This window comes from Actinophytocola glycyrrhizae, from assembly GCF_042653545.1.
Taxonomy (GTDB): Bacteria; Actinomycetota; Actinomycetes; order Mycobacteriales; family Pseudonocardiaceae; genus Actinophytocola; species Actinophytocola glycyrrhizae.
Genome location: NZ_JBHSIS010000003.1, coordinates 565,544 through 581,639 on the forward strand (window position 1 = coordinate 565,544; position 16,096 = coordinate 581,639).

The window sequence follows — 16,096 nt, forward strand, 5'->3', positions numbered from 1 at the left end:
ATGGCGCTCTTCGTGCCCGCGACGGTTCCGGCGCGGGTCCTGGCCTGGCTGGTCGCACGGCACGGACTCGGTGAGCCGCACATCGCGCTCGCGCCCACCGCGGTGTGGCGGCCGCCCCACGAGCCCGATCCCTGGCCGGACCGGTCGGCTGACTGGCTCACGAAGCTTGGCTGGTGCGACCGCGCGGGTCGGCTGGAGCGGGAGGTCAGCGCATCGCTCGCGGTGCTCTGCCGTCCCGTCGACGAGGCGTACGGCTGGATCACCCACGTCGGCGTCACGATCGCCGTGCTCGCCGCGCGGATCGGCAAGGACGCGGTGCTCGCGGTCCGCACACCGGACGACATGGTCGGGCTGAGCGGCATCCCCGCCGGCCGCCTCACTGAGCGACTCGTCGCCCAGCTCCCGGAACTTCCTCCCCTGCCTGGTCGCCCATGGACGGTGTCACCCGCCGAGGTGCGGTCGGTGAACAAGACGGGGCGGCGACTCGGCCCGGCCGGTGCGACCGTCCTGCGCGCGAGTCCGGAAGCACGTGCGGCCAGGCAGCTCCTCACCCAGCCCCGGACCGGTGGCGGCGAACTGTGGGTCGCCCACCGGGACCGTTCCGGCCTCCGGCACGTCGGTCAGCCGGTCCGCTATGCGGACCTGGCCGGTGGCCGCGTCCTCCTCACCCGGCAACCACGGGGCGTGCGTGTTGTGCCTGGGGCCGGTGCCGACCTCGTCGCCGCGCTCAACGGTGCGCATCGAGGCCTGCCTCGTCGAGTGCGGACCTGACGCCCGCGGCACCCTCTCGCGGCAGCAGACCGTTCTCCGCGGTGCCGTGTCGCCACAGCGTGGCGTAGTGGCCGTTCTCTGCCAGTAGTTCGGTGTGGGTGCCCGCTTCCACCACGCGGCCGTCGGACAGGACCAGGATGCGGTCGGCTCTGGCCGCCGTGGCCAGGCGGTGGGCCACCACGAAGGTGGTTCGCGGGCGGGCCAGGTGTTCGCCGGCGGTCAAGACCACCGACTCCGTCACCGGGTCCAGGGCGGCGGTCGCCTCGTCCAGCAGCAGGATGTCCGGGTTCACCAGCTCGGCTCTCGCCAGGGCGATCAGCTGGCGCTGGCCCGCGGACAGGCCCTGGCCCCGTTCACCGACCTGCTGGCGGAAACCGGCCGGGAGCTCGGCGACCATCTGGAGGGCGCCCACCTTGCGGACGGCGTCCTCGATGGCTGCCCGGTCGCCGTTGCCGCCGTCGAGGGACACGCCGTAGCCGACGTTGCTCGCCACGTCCCCCGTGAACAGGTGCGCCTCCTGCGGGACGACGCCGAGGCGCTGCCGGTACTCGGACGGGTCGTGGTCGCGCAGGTCGACGCCGTCCACCAGCACCGCGCCCGCCGTCGGGTCGTAGAAGCGGGCGATCAGCTTGACCACCGTGGACTTGCCCGCGCCGGTCGCGCCGACCAGCGCCACCGTCTCGCCGGGGGCCACCGTCAGGTTCAGGTCCGCGACGGCCGGGTGGTCGGTGCCCGGGTAGGTGAACGACACGTTCCGCAGCTCCACCGCACCGGCCAGCTTCGGCGGGACCGGGATCGCCGACGCAGGCGGTGGCACCGACGTCGGCGTGCGCAGCAGGTCCGCGATGCGGCGCAGGCCCACCCTGGCCTGCTGGTAGCCGTCGAAGACGGTCGACAGCTGCTGCACCGGGGAGAAGAACAGGTTCAGGTACAGCATGAACGCCAGCAGCACACCGATCGACAGGTCGCCGGACGCCACCCGTTGCGCGCCGACCACCAGCACCGCCGCCCGTGCGAGACCGGCGAGCAACGCCACGAACGGGAAGTACGTCGCCACGTAGCGCTGTGCGCGCAGCCGGGTGCGGCGGTAGGTGTCGCTGCGCTGCGCGAACTCCTTCGCCGAGTGCTCCTCGCGCGTGAACGCCTGCGCCACCCGCAGACCGGACACGTTCTCCTGCATGTCCGCGTTCACCGCGCTCACCTGCTCGCGCGCCTGCGAGTACGCGGCCGACGACAGGCGCTGGAAGACCACCGTCGCCGCCACCAGCACCGGCAGCACCGACAACGCGACCAGCGCCAGCTGCGGGTCGGTGACGAGCAGCGCGCCCGTGATCGCGACGATCGTCAGCAGGCTCGCCAGCGCACTCGTCAGCCCGGTCTGCAGGAACGTCGACAGCGCGTCGACGTCGGTCGTCATCCGCGTCATGATGCGGCCGGCCATCTCGCGCTCGAAGTAGTCCAGCCCGAGTCGCTGCAGGTGGGCGTAGCTGCGTACCCGCAGCAGGTACAGCAGCCGCTCGCCGACCCGCGCGGTCAGCACCGTGTTCACCGCGTTGTCCGCGAAGCTCAACATCACCAGCACCGCCGCGATGGCCGTGACCACCCACAGCGCCGTCACGTTGCCGGTGACCACGCCCTTGTCGACGCCCTGCTGGAACAGCATCGGCAGCGCCATCGTCAGCACCGCGTCGGCGATCACCAGGCCCGCCACGACGACCAGCATCAGCCGCACCGGCTTCAGCAGGCGGCGTAACCGGAAGCCGGGGTCGGGCGCGGTCGGGTCCTCACCGCGCAGCACCGGTTTCTCCCCGGCAGGCGGCAGCGCGGCCACCCGGTCGAGCAGCTCCGGGGTCGGCGGGGTGCCGTCCAGCGCACCGGCGATGCGGGCGCCCCCGACCCCGCCCCGGCCGGGTGGACCCGTCGTCACCTGCGGCGCGCGGGTGCTGCCGGGCTCCTCCTCGACCGAGGTGGGCCACAGCTCCGGGGTCCAGCCGTCGGCGCCCGGCACCAGCGCCGACACGTCCCGCCCGGTGTCGTCCTCGATCTCCTCGCCCGGACCGGCCAGCAGCGACCGGTACAGCTCGCAGCGCGCGGTCAGCTCGTCATGCGTGCCGACGTCGACCACTCCGCCCCTGTCGAGCACCGCGATCCGGTCGGCAAGCGCCAGGGTCGACCTGCGGTGCGCGATCAGCAGCGTGGTGCGGTCGCGGGTGACCGACCGCAGCGTGTCGTGGATCGCGGCCTCGGTGGCCGTGTCGACCGCGGACGTCGCGTCGTCCAGCACCAGCACCCGGGGGTCGGACAGCAGTGCCCGCGCGAGCGCCACCCGCTGCCGCTGCCCACCGGACAGCGTGAGCCCGCGCTCGCCGACCACCGTGTCGTACCCGTCGGGCAGCGCGGTGATGAACCCGTCGGCCTGCGCCGCCCGCGCGGCCGCCCGCACCTCCTCGTCGGTCGCGTCGGGCCGGCCGTAGCGGATGTTGGCCCGCACGGTGTCGGAGAACAGGAACGCCTCCTCGAACACCACGCCGACCGTGGACCGCAGCGACGCGAGCCGCAGCCGCCGGATGTCCACGCCCCCCACGGAGATCGTGCCCTCGTGCACGTCGTAGAAGCGGGGCAGGAGCAGCGACACCGTGGACTTCCCGGAGCCGGCCGTGCCGACCAGCGCGAGTGTCTCGCCCGGCGCGACGTCGAGCGACACCCCGTCGAGCACCGGCTCGCTGCGCGTGTACCCGAACGTCACCCCGGAAAGGCGCACGTCGACCGGCCCGGCAGGCACGTCGGTGGCGTCCGGCGCGTCGGTCACCGTGGGGTGTGAGTCGATCAGCTCGTACACCCGCTCGACCCCGGCCCGCGCCAGCTGCACGTTCACCAGCAGGCTCGACAGCAGCCGTGTCGGGCCGACCAGGTTCGCCACGTAGCTCGCGAACGCCAGGAACGTGCCGAGCGTGACGTCCCCGTTCAGCGCCATGTAGCCGCCGAGCGCCAGCACCGCGACCTGGCCGGCGGCAGGCATCGCCACGAGCGTCGCCGCGGGCCGGGACGTCAGCTTCGCGGTGCGCATCCGCTCGCCGAACAGCTTCCGCGCCGCCTTGTCCAGCCGCGCGACCTCCCTGGCCTCCTGACCGAAGCCCTTGACCACCCGCACGCCGGTGACGGTCTCCTCGACGTGCTGCGCGAGGTCGGCCGCGCGCTGCTGCGCGGACCACGACGCCGGGAACAGCACCCGCTTGCTGCGGACCGCGACCACCGCCACGACCGGCGTGATCACCAGCGCGATCAACGTCAGCAACGGCGACAGCCACAGCATCGCGCCGAGCGCGAGCAGCGCGAACACCACCGTGCCGATCGAAAGCGGCACCATCATCAGCATGCCCTGCACGACCTGCAGGTCCGTGATCGACCGGGACACCACCTGGCCGGTGCGCAACGTGTCCTGCTTCGCGCCGTCGAGCCGCTGCACCGCGGCGAACACCTGCTGGCGCAGGTCGTGCTGCACGTCGAGCGCGAGGCGGCCACCCAGGTAGCGGCGCACGAACGCGGTGCCGAACGTGGACAGCTCCATCAGCACCAGCACCGCGACCAGCCACGCGAGGCGCTCGGTCGTGCCTGCCACCGCGTCGTCGACGACGAGCTTCACCAGCACCGGGCCCGCGGCCTGGAAGCCGACACCGATGACCGACGAGACGACGGAGAGCACGACCAGCCGCCGGTGCCGCCAGCAGGCGGCACTCAACCGGCGGATCCAGCGTTGCTGGGTCGCTCCGCGGGCTTCGCTCCGGTTAGGGGAGGTCTTCGACACGAAACCCACATTAGGCGCGACCACCGACAGTCCAGGGCCGCGAACGACGACGGGGCCCGCCAATGGCGGACCCCGTCGTCTGGTTCAGCCGATCAGGTGATGTCGCGCGTCCGGTTCCGCATGATGCCCAGCAGGAAGAAGATGCTGGTCCACACCAGGAACACGAGGCCGGACAGCCACAGCGACAGCGCGCCCGGCGCACCCGCGATACCGCGCACGACCTGCTCGAACTCCTCGCGGCCCTCGGTGTCGACGACACCGCCCGCGTTCTGGACGAGGTCGATGACCTGTGCGGAGAGCACCTGGCTCGCGGTCGCGCCGGTCAGCCCGTTCGCGGAGCCGTTCGGCAGGAAGCCCGCCAGGTAGGAGCCCTCGGTGAGGCCCGTCATGACCAGGTCGCCGATCGGGCCGACGATCAGCGAGTAGATCAGCAGGACCACCAGCGCGCCGACCGGCGAGCCGAACAGCGCGCCGATGCCGAGGCCGAACAGCGTCCACAGCAGACAGCCGAGGATGCCGGACAGCCCGATCATCAGCCACTGGCCCGCGTCCGGCAGGTACTCGCTCTTCGAGCCGAGCGCGGTGCCGATGCTCGCCCCCAGCGCGATCACCAGGCCGTACAGCAGACCCCAGATGACGTACGTGATGGCCTTGGCCGACAGCAGCGAACCGCGGGTGGGCGCGGTCAGGAAGCTCGTGGTGATCGTGCGGCGCGACAGCTCGCTCGCCAGCGCCAGCGTGCCGAAGATCATCGGGAAGATCGTCGCGATGTTCATGCTGCGCGTCAGCGCGATCACCGACCAGGACAGGTCGTCGAAGGAGATGTCGAACTCCTCGATGATGTCCGCGTCGGAGATGTCGCTGACGATCGACGTGATCAGCGCCGAGACACCCCACGCCCAGCCGAGTGCGAGCAGCACGGCCGGGATCATCATCGCCCACCACATCTTGGTGGTGAGGATCTTGCGGAACTCCGCCTTGATCAGGTTGCCCATCAGTTGTTGCCTCCGTCCGGGCCGCCGGAGTCCGGGTTCTTGTCACTGGGTGGTGGTGGCGGTGGCGCGACGGGCGCCTGCACCGGCTGCGGGCCGCTCGGCGGCTGCCCCCAGTCCTGCGGTGGCTGGGGCGGCTGCGGTGGTTGCACCTGCTGGGGCTGCTGTTGCCACCCGCCCGGCGGGGTCTGCGCGGGCGGCGCGTAACCCTGCGGCGGCTGCTGCTGGTACTGCGGCTGCTGGTAGCCCTGCGGCGGCGTGCCCTGCGGTGCCTGCTGCCACCCGCCCGGCGGCGTCTGGTAGCCCTGCTGGGGCTGCTGCTGGTAGCCCTGCGGCGGCGCCTGCTGGTAGCCCTGGGGCGGGCCGGGCTGCTGGTACCCGGGCGGGATCGGCGGCAGCTGGCCGTGTGCGACCTGCCCTGGCGCCGAGTACTGACCGCTCGTGAGCGCGAAGAACATCTGCTCGAGGTCGGCCCGCTCCTCCTGCACGCCGTACAGCGCGACACCCGCCTGCGCTGCGATGTCACCGATCTGCTGCACGGTCGCGCCCACCACGGCGAGCTTGCCGTCCGGCGTCGGGGCGACCTCGGTGATCTTGGCCTCCTGCAGCGCGACCGCGAGCTTCTGCGGGTCGGCCGGCTGGACGATCACCCTGCTCTTCTGCGCCTTGCGCAGGTCGTCGAGCATGCCGTAGTACATCGTCTGGCCACGGCTGATGATCACCACCTGGTCGATGGTCTGCTCGACCTCGGCCAGCAGGTGGCTGGAGATCAGCACCGTGCGGCCGCTCTGCGCGAACGCCCTGAGGAACGTGCGCAGCCACGCGATGCCCTCGGGGTCGAGACCGTTCGCGGGCTCGTCGAGCACCAGCACCTGCGGGTCGCCGAGCAGCGCGGTGGCCAGCGCGAGGCGCTGCTTCATGCCGAGCGAGAAGCCACCGGCCGCGCGGTTGCCCGCGGCGGCGAGACCGACCAGGTTCAGCACCTCGTCGGCGCGCTGGTCCGGCACGCCCATCGCGGCGCCGTACACCCGGAGGTGATCCCGCGCCGTGCGGCCGGGGTGGAAGCCCTGCGCCTCCAGCACGCCGCCCACGATCCGGCCGGGGTTGCCGAGCCGGTTGAACGGCTGGCCGTTGATCGTCGCGTGGCCTGCCGTCGGCGTGACCAGGCCGAGCAGCATGCGCAGCGTGGTGGTCTTGCCGGAGCCGTTCGGGCCCAGGAAGCCGGTCACCGACCCGGGTTCCACCTGGAAACTGAGGTTCTGTACCGCGGCGACCTGACCGAAGTTCTTGCTCAGGTTCTGCACCACGATGCGGCCGCTGCCGTCCGACACGTGTCCTCCTGCTCCGCCTGCGGGTTTCGTGCGGGTCATCTTGCCGCATGGCGTCAGCGGGGTTGTGCCGAACGGGGTAGTTGGGAGTCAGTCGCCGCTGCGGCGGCGGTGCGGTACCTCCTCCCCGATGAGCTGCTCGTGGGCGGTCCGCCACACCTGGCACGGCCAGCGACGTGCGCGGATGCGGGTGCGGCAGGCCATGCAGCGGCCGTCGGAGCCGGGGCGGTGGACGGCCAGCAGGCGGCGCCAGCCGTCGGCGAGGCGGCGCAGTTCGGTGCGGGCCAGCGGGAGCAGGGTCGACGGGTCGGCCTTCCCGGCCTCCTCGTCGAGCGCGGCGAGCCGGGCCAGCACAGCGCGGCGGGTGTCGTCCATGGCGGGCCACACGGCGCTCACCCGGCCTGTCGGCCCGGATGGTGGTCGGTGCGGACGGCGGCCTGGTCGAGAGCGAGCCCGAGGCCCCTGGCCTGCTGCGCGGACAGCACCGCGGCGGCACCAGGAGGGGGGACGAGCACGACCCTCTCGTTTTCGACCAGCACCATCAACGCCCGGTCCCGGCCGAACGGATCGATACAACGAACGGACCAGCGGGGTTCAGTCACGATCTCGACATCGGCCTCGGAATGAGCCGACCGAAGTGGTAATAGGGGGACTTCACTCCATTGCCTCCATTCTCACTCGATCGAGCGTTCCCCTCGGGTGACGAGTCGCCGTATGGGTAGTCACTGATGCGGTGCGCAGCGTGAACGGCGCTCGGGATACGGACGGTGTCGACTTGAGAACTAATGAAACTCACCGGACCCCAGTTGCACCGTTCCCAGCCCCGTACCTTTAAGCTTGCACGTGGCGGCCCGCTCCCAGTGACCCCCAGGCTGGTTGAGCGGGCCGCCCTCGTGTCCGGGTTCGACGGTCGCCGAACCCTTTCGATCGCCTGTTCCTACGCGAACACCCTGTCGCCCATTTGCGACAGGGTGTTCGGTTTATGCTTACGGGCGTGCGTTTTTCGGACGGCCGTGTCGTTTCCGCTTTTCGCCAGGGGTGTTGATTAGTTGACCAATTCGGTCAACGGGGTGTGGGGCAGGTTGTGGGCCGCCGCGACCGGGCCGTTCGTCAGCGCGCCCGCGTGTGTGTTCAGGCCAAGTGCCAGCGCCTGGTCCGCCCGCAGCGCGGTCTCCCAGCCCTTGCCCGCCAGCGCGGTCGCGTACGGCAGCGTGACGTTGGTCAGCGCGTACGTGGACGTCCTCGGCACCGCGCCCGGCATGTTCGCCACACAGTAGAAGACCGACTGGTGCACCTCGTACGTCGGCTCGGCGTGCGTGGTCGGGCGCGAGTCGGCGAAGCAGCCGCCCTGGTCGATCGCGATGTCGACGAGCACGGAGCCCGGCTTCATGTCCGCCACCAGCTCGTTGCCGATCAGCTTCGGTGCCCGCGCGCCCGGCACCAGCACCGCGCCGATCACCAGGTCCGCCTCCCTGGCGGCCTGCTCGACGGCGTACCGGTTCGACGTGATGGTGCGCAGCCGTCCCTGGAACTGGGCGTCGATCTGCCGCAGCCGGTCGACGTTGGTGTCCAGGACCTGCACGTCCGCGCCCATGCCGACCGCGATCGTCGCCGCGTTCAGGCCCGCGACGCCGCCGCCGATCACCACGACACGGGCAGGGGCGACGCCCGGCACACCACCCGGCAGCACCCCTCGGCCGCCGGAGGGCTTCATCATCGCGTACGCGCCCACCTGCGGCGCGAGCCTGCCTGCCACCTCGGACATGGGCGCGAGCAGCGGCAGCGCGCCGTTCGCGGTCTGCACCGTCTCGTAGGCGATCGCGGTCGTGCCGGCCTCGATCAGCGCCTTCGTCAGCGCCTCGTCCGCGGCGAGGTGCAGGTAGGTGAACAGCACCTGGTCCCTGCGCAGCAGCGGGTACTCCGACGCGATGGGCTCCTTGACCTTCATGACCATCTCGCCCTCGGCCCACACGTCCTCGGCCTTGGCCAGGACCTTCGCGCCGGCGGCGAGGTACTCCTCGTCGGTGATCGCGGAGCCGAGCCCGGCGCCCGCCTCGACGAACACGTCGTGCCCGTGCGCGGTCAGCTCGTGAACGCCCGCCGGGGTCATGGCGACCCGGTACTCGTGGTTCTTGATCTCCCGGGGAACGGCGATCTGCACGGCTGTGGTCCTTCCCGACAATGGGCCAAGTGGGTGTCGTACACCACGATGAAATAACAATAAGTAAGTGTCATCGTGTCGCTGGAACCAGAATCGAGGCTCGCTGTAGTGCTGGTGGCACAGTCACGCCCAGCGGATGGCCGCCAGTTGGACGAGCAGCGCGAGCCGGGTGTCCGGGTTGTCGAGGTCGACCTCCGCCAGGTCGACGAGCTTGGCCATCCGGTACCGCAGCGTGTTCGGGTGGATCCGCAGCGCCCTGCTCGCCGCGCGCGGGTCGCCGGGGTGGCGCAGCCACTCGTACAGCGTGTCCACGTACGACGTGCCGGCCTGCTCGTCCTGCGCGCGCAGCACGGAGAGGGGCCCGAACTCGGTCGCGCCCGCACCGAGCGCGCCGGTGGCGGACCGGTGCAGCACCAGCACCTGCCACGCGTCCTCGTTGCTGACCAGGGGACCGGTGATCAGGCCGGTCCGCAGCAGGTTCAGCATCTCCTCGGCCAGCGTCCTCGACCGGGTCAGCTCGGTCAGCGGCACCGGCGGTCCGGCCGCGACCAGCGGTTCCTCCTCGGCGGCCAGCGCCTGGCGCAGCGCGGGCCACCCACTGCGGTCCGGCACCACCGCGTACAGGACGTCCCGCAGCTCGGTCACGGCGAGCCGTTTGCCGACCCCCGCGGTGATCCGCTCCCACAGCGCGAGCCGCATGCCCTCGGCGCCCAGCGGGTCCGGGGTGCGGATGGCCATGGCCACCACCCGGTGCGGCTCGTCGGGCAGGTCCAGCTCGGCCGCGGCGAGCCGCACGCTGCCGGTGCCCTCCAGGACCGCGCGGACCAGCTCGGCGGACCGGCGGCGCTCGGCGTCCTCGCGGGCCCGGCGGCGCAGCAGGTGCAGCGCCACGACCGGTGCCGTGTCGGCGAACGCGGCCGCCCGCTCGTCGGACACCGGTCCCGCCACGACCGCCCACATGGAACCGAGCAGCTCGCCGCCCATGCGGATCGGCACGATCAGCCGGGGGAGGGTGCCGTCGGCCTGCCTCGGCACGAAGATCGTCGTCCGGCCGCGGGACAGCTCCCGGAACACCCCCCGCGACCGGAAGCGGGCGAGCACGTCGTCCGGCACCCGCCGTCCCATGATCGTCGACACCCGGGCCGGGTCGGTGCGGTCCTGCCGTGCGGAGTAGGCGAGCACGCGCGAGTTCGCGTCCTCGATGGTGACCGGCGCGTCGACCACCGCGGCGGCCGCGTCGGCCAGCCGGAACAGGTCGCCGAGGCCGGGTTCGCCGCCGCGGGAGTCGTCGGACTCGTCGGCGGCCGCGTCCAGCACGGACCGCAGGAGCCACACGACCTGCGCCCATGAGGCGGCGGCGTGGACCTCCACCAGCGCGGTCCCGTGTGCCTGCGCTGCCGACCGGACCGCGGCCCGCACCGGCAGCGGCGGCTTGAGCAGCACCGCGGCCGCGCCCTGGCTGCCGCAGTACCGGACCAACTCGGCGGCGTCCTTGCTGGCGTGCACGGCGACGCCGAGGACCAGGTCCCCGTCGCCGACCTGGTCACGCCGCCCGGACTCGGCGATCACGACGTCGGTGACGTGCCCGCCCCGCCCCGCGAACCGGGTGTGCAGCAGCGTCGGCCCGACCCGGTCCACGACGCCCTGCACGGTGATCACGGCAGCAAGTATGCAAGGACGGCCGCTCCGGGTGCCGGTCGAAGACCCCGATGACACGCGGTACGCGCCGGGGCGTCGACGAGTGCCGTGAATGGGCCGTTCAGGGCGCTGAGTGCCCTGAACGCGCCTTTCAGGGCATCGGCCACGCCGTCTAGGACAACGCCGTGGTGATCCAGTCCGCGACCGGCAGGTCGCGGCGGACGCATTCGTCGGACAACCGCATGGTCCACCGGAGTGCCTGGACCATCAGCATGTCCATCTCCTCCGGTGCCGCGTTGGTGAGCGCGATCTCGATGTGTGCGCGCGCCGACTCGCTGTCGCCGTGCACCTCCGCGAGCAGTACCCGCACCGCGGTGCGGACCGGCGGGTCGGCCTCGTCGATCGGCACCTCGTTGCCCGCGTTGTCGTACACCTGCATCTTCACCGGTGCCGTGCCGCCTGCGCCGAGTGCCGCCACCATCGCGCTGCACTCGTGGAACAGCAACGACATCACGTCCCTGGCGTGCTCGTCCGGGACCGCGGGCTCCGCCATCCCCGCCTGCATGGCGGTGAGCGCGGCGCTGGCCGCGACCACCACCTGTGACTCAGGATCCACCGAACACACCACCCTGCGCGGTGGCCACCCCGATGGCCGCCCACCAGTCCGCCGCTTCGAGCGTGGGCACGTCGAGCACCGAGCAGACGGCGTCGAGCGTGGCGAACATCCGCACCGTGCGCGCGGTCTCCTCGGCCAGCACCGGACTGCCGGCCCCGAGCGCGCCGGACAGCGTCACCGACCGCGCCCCGGTGCTGCTGACCAGCTCGAAGTCCAGCGGCCCGCCCGTGACCCCGCACAACCCGACCCGTACGCCGATGTCGGCGAGCACCTCCCGGTTGTCCCGCGCGTCACCGAAGTCGTCGAGCAGCGCGCCGACGTCGAGCGACAGCTCCAGCCGGTCCTCGGCGAGCCCGCTCTCCTCCAGTGCCGTTCGCACGGCACGCACGAGGTCGGCGTCGCCGGACTGGTTGCGGGTCAGCTGCACCCGCAGCAAGCCGGGCGAACCGGCGAACCCCTTGCAGGCAGCCAGCAACAGCAACGGTCCGATGTGGACCGACCAGCCGGTGCGTTCCGCGAGCTGAAGGCACGTCGCGTGGTCGGTCTCGTCCCACGCCAGAACCGCCCGCGCGCCAACGGGTTCGCGGTCCGCCAGCCGCACGACCGGCACGAGCTCCACGGTCAGGTCGCCGACCTCCCACGCGGCGGGCAGCGACGCGGCGAGCCGGTCGAGCCGGAGGGCCGTCCGGTCCTCGTCGTCGTGGAACCCGGCCCACTGCCGCCTGCCGGTGGCCTTCGCCTTGCGCAGTGCGGTGTCCGCGGCACGGAACAACTCGGCCGCGTCGCCATCGCCCGCGTACCTGCGCACCGCGCCGACGCTCGCGCCGACCGCGACGCCGATCCCGTCGATGTACTCCGGTTCGGCCAGCTCCCCGGTGATCGTGGCGATCAGGTCACCGATGTCCTGCGTGGCCGGCGAGTCCTCGATGAGCACGGCGAACTCGTCGCCCGCGATGCGGGCCACGAGCGCGTCCTCCTCCGACACCGCCGCCTCGAGCCTGCGGCCGACGGCCTGCAGCAGCCGGTCGCCGACCGCGTGGCCGAAGCTGTTGTTCACCAGTGAGAACGCATCGAGGTTGAGGCAGCACAACGTGATCGTCGCCTTCGGGTCGGCACGTTCGAGCATGCTCTCCAGCTTCGTGTGGAAGCACTGCCGGTTCGCGAGGCCGGTCAGCGCGTCGTAGAGCAGCTGGTGGCCGAGCCGGTCCTGCAACAGGTGCAGCTCGGTGACGTCCTGCACCATCGTGACGAAGTAGACGGGTGTGCCCGCGCCGTCACGCAGCAGTGAGATCGCGAGCAGCACCCACGCGACCTCGCCGTTCTCCTTGCGGAGCCTGCGGTGTTCCTGCACGCGGGACTGCCCGCCGTCGAGGATGCGGTGGTAGGCGCCCATCACGTCGCCCGCGCCCTCGTCGCGGAAGATGTCGGTCAGCATCCGGCCGGGCAGCCGCTCGGAGCTGGTGGCGAGGATCGCGCCGAGTGCCGGGTTGGCCTCGATGCACATGCCGTTGAGATCGGTGATCGCGATGCCCGAGGCGGACGAGGCGAACACCTCGAGGAAGCGGTTCTCGATGCCCCTCAGGTTGTGCTCTGCCCGCAGGACCGCGTTGAACAGCGCCTGTTTGACCTCTTCCTGCTGGGTGAGCGTGTAGCCCCGCAGCCCGTCCGCGTAGCCGGCGGACAGCGCGCCGAGCAGTGCGACCGTGCGTCGCGCCAGCTCGGTGTCCGGGGTCGTGGCGAGGTCGGCGAGCAGTTCGCGGGAGAGCACGTTGATCGTGGCCGCGAGCGCGGGCGGGTCGACGAAGCCCTCGCTGACGAGCCGTGCGCCGATACGGGTGCCCGCCGACACGGAGAACTCGTCGGCGCCGAGCGACGCGAGCACGTCGTCGACCAGTTCGAGGAGGAGGTTCTCGATGTCGTCGGCGGACCGGGGGATGTACGACGCGGACGTCGCCGACCTGGTCCAGGCGCGCGCCAGCTGCTCCCGGCGGTGCACGGGCGGAGCGGTCACGCTTGGGTCGGGCATTGCGGGATGTCCATGGTTGTGTGGTCGTTGCTCATGCATGGTGCCCGGGCACGGGCCGTCGCCGCCACCCAGTCATCCCCGACCGTGTTAACCCTTCCGGGCGACCCCGGCGTACAGACCGTCGTTCTCGTCGTCGGCCTCCCGCTCCGGCCGCCACTGCGACGTGCCGACGAGACCGGGCGCCACCAGCTCGAAGTCGCCGAAGAACGACAGGATCTCCGACCTGGTGCGGGACATCACGGTGTTCTGCGACTTCTTCAGCTTCTCGATGATCTCCTCGCTGGTGTCCTCCCCGAAGTCGTCGGTGAGGTGGGTGAGGGCGAGGTAGCTGCCGGGCGCGAGCGCGTTGCGGTAGGTCGCGAAGACCTCGCCGGGGTCGTGCTCGGGCAGGATGTAGTGACCGATCGTGATTCCCAGCAACCCGATGGGCTGGTCGAAGTCGAGGACGCGCCGGGTGGTCTCGTCGTTGAGCACGAGGTTGGGCTTGGTGATGTCGGCGTGCACCATCGCCGCGCTCGGGTTGCCGTCCAGCAGGAGCTGGCTGTGCGCGACCGCGACGTGCTCGTTGTCGACGTAGACCACCCTGGCCCTCGGGTCGACCGCCTGGGCGACCTCGTGCACGTTGCCGACGGTGGGGATGCCGGACCCGAGGTCGAGGAACTGCCGGATGCCCTGCTCGACCAGGAACAGCACCGCGCGCCGCATGAACGCCCTGTTCTGGATGACGAACCGCTTGACCTCGGGCTGCACCTTGAGCAGCTCCTCGGCAAGCGCGCGGTCGACCGCGAAGTTGTGGTTGCCGCCGAGGACGTAGTCGTACATCCGCGCCGCACTGGCCTTTTCGAGGTCAACCGAGGTCGGAACCCAGTTGGTCTGCTGTGACACCGTCCACCTCTTGGTCTGAATCGATCGGTAAGCGAGACACTACCGAGACGTCGACCTGCTGTGGCGGGCGGTCACCCGTATGGACCACCCGAAGAAAACGTTTGCCGAGGCGGTGATCACACCCGGTCAGCGCCGGGTTTCCCCCGCCACGCCCGCGAGTGCCGCGGCGGCCATCTCGCGCAGCATCGTGGCCATCCCGTCGCGGCCGATGTGGCGGCTGTGCGGGGTCGAGTTGATCAGCCCGAACACGGCGTGCGCGGCGGCGCGGGCGGTCGGCTCGTCGAGTTCGGCCGCGGTCTCGCGGACCGCCTGCACCCACACCTCGACGTAGCGGCGCTGCAGTGCCCGCACGCGGCGGTGGTCCGGGTCGGTGAGGTTGCCGAGGTTGCGTTCCTGCACGGTGATCAGCGCGGGGTTGTCGAGCGCGAAGTCGACGTGGAAGGCGATCAGCTCGCCGAGGAGCTTCGCGGGGTCCTCGGTGCGTTCGCGCCGTTCCAGCCCGCCGGCGAGCAGCACCTCGCTGATGGCGGTCAGCATCTCGCCGAGCATCGCGTCCTTGCTGCGGAAGTGCCGGTAGAGCGCGGGCCCGGACACCCCGACGGCGGCGCCGATCTCGTCGATGCCCACCCCGTGGAAACCGTGGCGCGCGAACAGTTCCGCTGCGGCGGCGAGTATCTGCTCGCGGCGAGTGGGCACGGCGACATGCTACCGACCCGACGTTAGCGGCCGCTAACACCGTCGCTCACCAGTGTCGATCGGTTGCCGTCTGGCAACCGTGAACGACTAACGAGGTGGTCCGGCGCCCCGTTACCTGCTGGTAGTGATGTTGATCGTCGGGAATCCCTCCACAGGAGGTTGAAATGCGTCTCCGTTCCATTGTCATCTCCCTCTTCGCGGCCGTGGCCGCGACCGGCGCGGCCGTGGCCCCCGCGTCGGCCGATCCCGTTGTGGCAGCGGGAAAGTACGTCGCGCTCGGTGACTCGTACGCGTCCGGCACGGGTGCCGGCGACTACGGCGACAGCGGTGGCTGCAAGCGCAGCGCCAACGCGTACGCGCAGCTGTGGGCCGACGCCAACGCCCCGTCCGCGTTCGACTTCGTCGCCTGTTCCGGCGCGGTCACCTCGGACGTCCTCGCCGACCAGGTCGGCGCCCTCACCTCGGACACCGAGCTCGTCACGATCTCCATCGGCGGCAACGACGCGGGTTTCGCGGACGTCATGACAGACTGCAACCTCGGCTCGGACGCCGCTTGCGTGGCCCGCAACCAGGAGGCGCAGAACTTCGCGCGCACCACGCTGCCCGGCAGGCTGGACGGCGTCTACACCGAGATCAGCGGCCGGGCGCCGAACGCGCGGGTGGTCGTGCTCGGCTACCCGCACATCTACCAGCTGAACGGTGACTGCAACGTCGGTCTTTCCGAGACCAAGCGCGCGGCCATCAACAGCTCGTCCGACGTGCTGGCCGAGGTCGTCTCCGCCCGTGCCGGCGCGTTCGGCTTCACCTTCGTGGACGGGCGCCCCGCGTTCGCAGGCCACGAGATCTGCTCGGCCGGTGACTGGTGGCTGAACAGCGTCACCTTCCCGATCGACGAGTCGTATCACCCGAACGCGGCCGGTCACCGCGGCGGCTACTACGCGGCGTTGTCCGCGGTCGCCTAGATCGTTCCCCCGCTGTCCCGAAAGTGTCGTTCGGGGGCGCCCGCACCCGCGCAGCGGACGTCGGGCGCGCAGCGCCCGACGGGCACCGGCAGGCGGGCCGCGGTGAAAGGCGCGTTCACGGCGTGACGAGTGCCGTCAATGGGCCGTTCAGGGCGCTCAGCGCCCTGAACGCGCCTTTCAGGGCATTGCCACGCCGTCAACGCGCCTTTCACAGCA

General features: G+C 71.4%; 13 protein-coding genes. 2 read left to right on the plus strand and 11 right to left on the minus strand.

The genetic code is table 11. The features are described from left to right. Positions 1–771: an ESX secretion-associated protein EspG gene (locus ACFPCV_RS08775; RefSeq protein WP_378055545.1), complete on the plus strand. Its 771-nt coding sequence runs from the start codon at positions 1–3 to the stop codon at positions 769–771. On the opposite strand, the gene ACFPCV_RS08780 is transcribed toward ACFPCV_RS08775, so the two are convergent. From ACFPCV_RS08780 to ACFPCV_RS08830, 11 genes are all read right to left on the minus strand, one after another. Further along, on the minus strand, positions 728–4,576 hold the full coding sequence (locus tag ACFPCV_RS08780) for an ABC transporter ATP-binding protein (protein WP_378055546.1): 3,849 nt from the start codon (positions 4,574–4,576) through the stop codon (positions 728–730). The genes ACFPCV_RS08775 and ACFPCV_RS08780 overlap by 44 nt on opposite strands. 92 nt (positions 4,577–4,668) lie before the next feature. Next, positions 4,669–5,571: an ABC transporter permease gene (locus ACFPCV_RS08785; RefSeq protein WP_378055547.1), complete on the minus strand. Its 903-nt coding sequence runs from the start codon at positions 5,569–5,571 to the stop codon at positions 4,669–4,671. Then, on the minus strand, positions 5,571–6,899 hold the full coding sequence (locus ACFPCV_RS08790) for an ATP-binding cassette domain-containing protein (RefSeq protein WP_378055548.1): 1,329 nt from the start codon (positions 6,897–6,899) through the stop codon (positions 5,571–5,573). The genes ACFPCV_RS08785 and ACFPCV_RS08790 overlap by 1 nt, the downstream gene beginning before the upstream one ends. An 87-nt stretch (positions 6,900–6,986) precedes the next feature. Then, the gene (locus tag ACFPCV_RS08795) at positions 6,987–7,292 is read right to left on the minus strand and encodes a hypothetical protein (protein ID WP_378055549.1); all 306 of its coding nucleotides are present in this window, start codon (positions 7,290–7,292) and stop codon (positions 6,987–6,989) included. Next, positions 7,289–7,498 (minus strand): hypothetical protein, encoded by a 210-nt coding sequence (locus ACFPCV_RS08800; protein WP_378055550.1) that lies wholly within the window; start codon positions 7,496–7,498, stop codon positions 7,289–7,291. The genes ACFPCV_RS08795 and ACFPCV_RS08800 overlap by 4 nt, the downstream gene beginning before the upstream one ends. Before the next feature lie 443 nt (positions 7,499–7,941). Then, entirely contained in the window at positions 7,942–9,057 is a 1,116-nt protein-coding gene (gene ald, locus ACFPCV_RS08805; RefSeq protein ID WP_378055551.1) for an alanine dehydrogenase, read from the minus strand. Between the two features lie 123 nt (positions 9,058–9,180). Then, a complete protein-coding gene (locus tag ACFPCV_RS08810) occupies positions 9,181–10,716 on the minus strand; it encodes a PucR family transcriptional regulator (RefSeq protein ID WP_378055552.1) in 1,536 nt (511 codons plus the stop codon). 151 nt (positions 10,717–10,867) lie between these two features. Then, positions 10,868–11,320, minus strand: coding sequence for a hypothetical protein (locus tag ACFPCV_RS08815; protein WP_378055740.1), 453 nt, complete (start codon positions 11,318–11,320; stop codon positions 10,868–10,870). Next, complete coding sequence (locus tag ACFPCV_RS08820) at positions 11,301–13,337, minus strand: diguanylate cyclase domain-containing protein (protein ID WP_378055553.1); 2,037 nt, start codon at positions 13,335–13,337, stop codon at positions 11,301–11,303. The genes ACFPCV_RS08815 and ACFPCV_RS08820 overlap by 20 nt, the downstream gene beginning before the upstream one ends. Before the next feature lie 87 nt (positions 13,338–13,424). Next, positions 13,425–14,222 carry an SAM-dependent methyltransferase gene (locus tag ACFPCV_RS08825; RefSeq protein WP_378055554.1) on the minus strand — a complete coding sequence of 266 codons (798 nt, stop codon included), beginning with the start codon at positions 14,220–14,222 and terminating at the stop codon, positions 13,425–13,427. Between the two features lie 126 nt (positions 14,223–14,348). Next, on the minus strand, positions 14,349–14,918 hold the full coding sequence (locus ACFPCV_RS08830; protein WP_378055555.1) for an SACE_7040 family transcriptional regulator: 570 nt from the start codon (positions 14,916–14,918) through the stop codon (positions 14,349–14,351). 164 nt (positions 14,919–15,082) lie between these two features. Between ACFPCV_RS08830 and ACFPCV_RS08835 the strand changes: the two genes are divergently transcribed. Next, positions 15,083–15,880 (plus strand): SGNH/GDSL hydrolase family protein, encoded by a 798-nt coding sequence (locus ACFPCV_RS08835; protein ID WP_378055556.1) that lies wholly within the window; start codon positions 15,083–15,085, stop codon positions 15,878–15,880. The last annotated feature ends 216 nt before the right edge of the window (positions 15,881–16,096 follow it).

Bases quoted from the DNA above. Each gene is read 5' to 3' on its own strand.
- ACFPCV_RS08785 (WP_378055547.1), bottom strand. From the start codon at position 5,571: ATGGGCAACCTGATCAAGGCGGAGTTCCGCAAGATCCTCACCACCAAG.
- ACFPCV_RS08820 (WP_378055553.1), bottom strand. From the start codon at position 13,337: ATGCCCGACCCAAGCGTGACCGCTCCGCCCGTGCACCGCCGGGAGCAG.
- ACFPCV_RS08775 (WP_378055545.1), top strand. From the start codon at position 1: ATGGCGCTCTTCGTGCCCGCGACGGTTCCGGCGCGGGTCCTGGCCTGG.
- ACFPCV_RS08835 (WP_378055556.1), top strand. From the start codon at position 15,083: ATGCGTCTCCGTTCCATTGTCATCTCCCTCTTCGCGGCCGTGGCCGCG.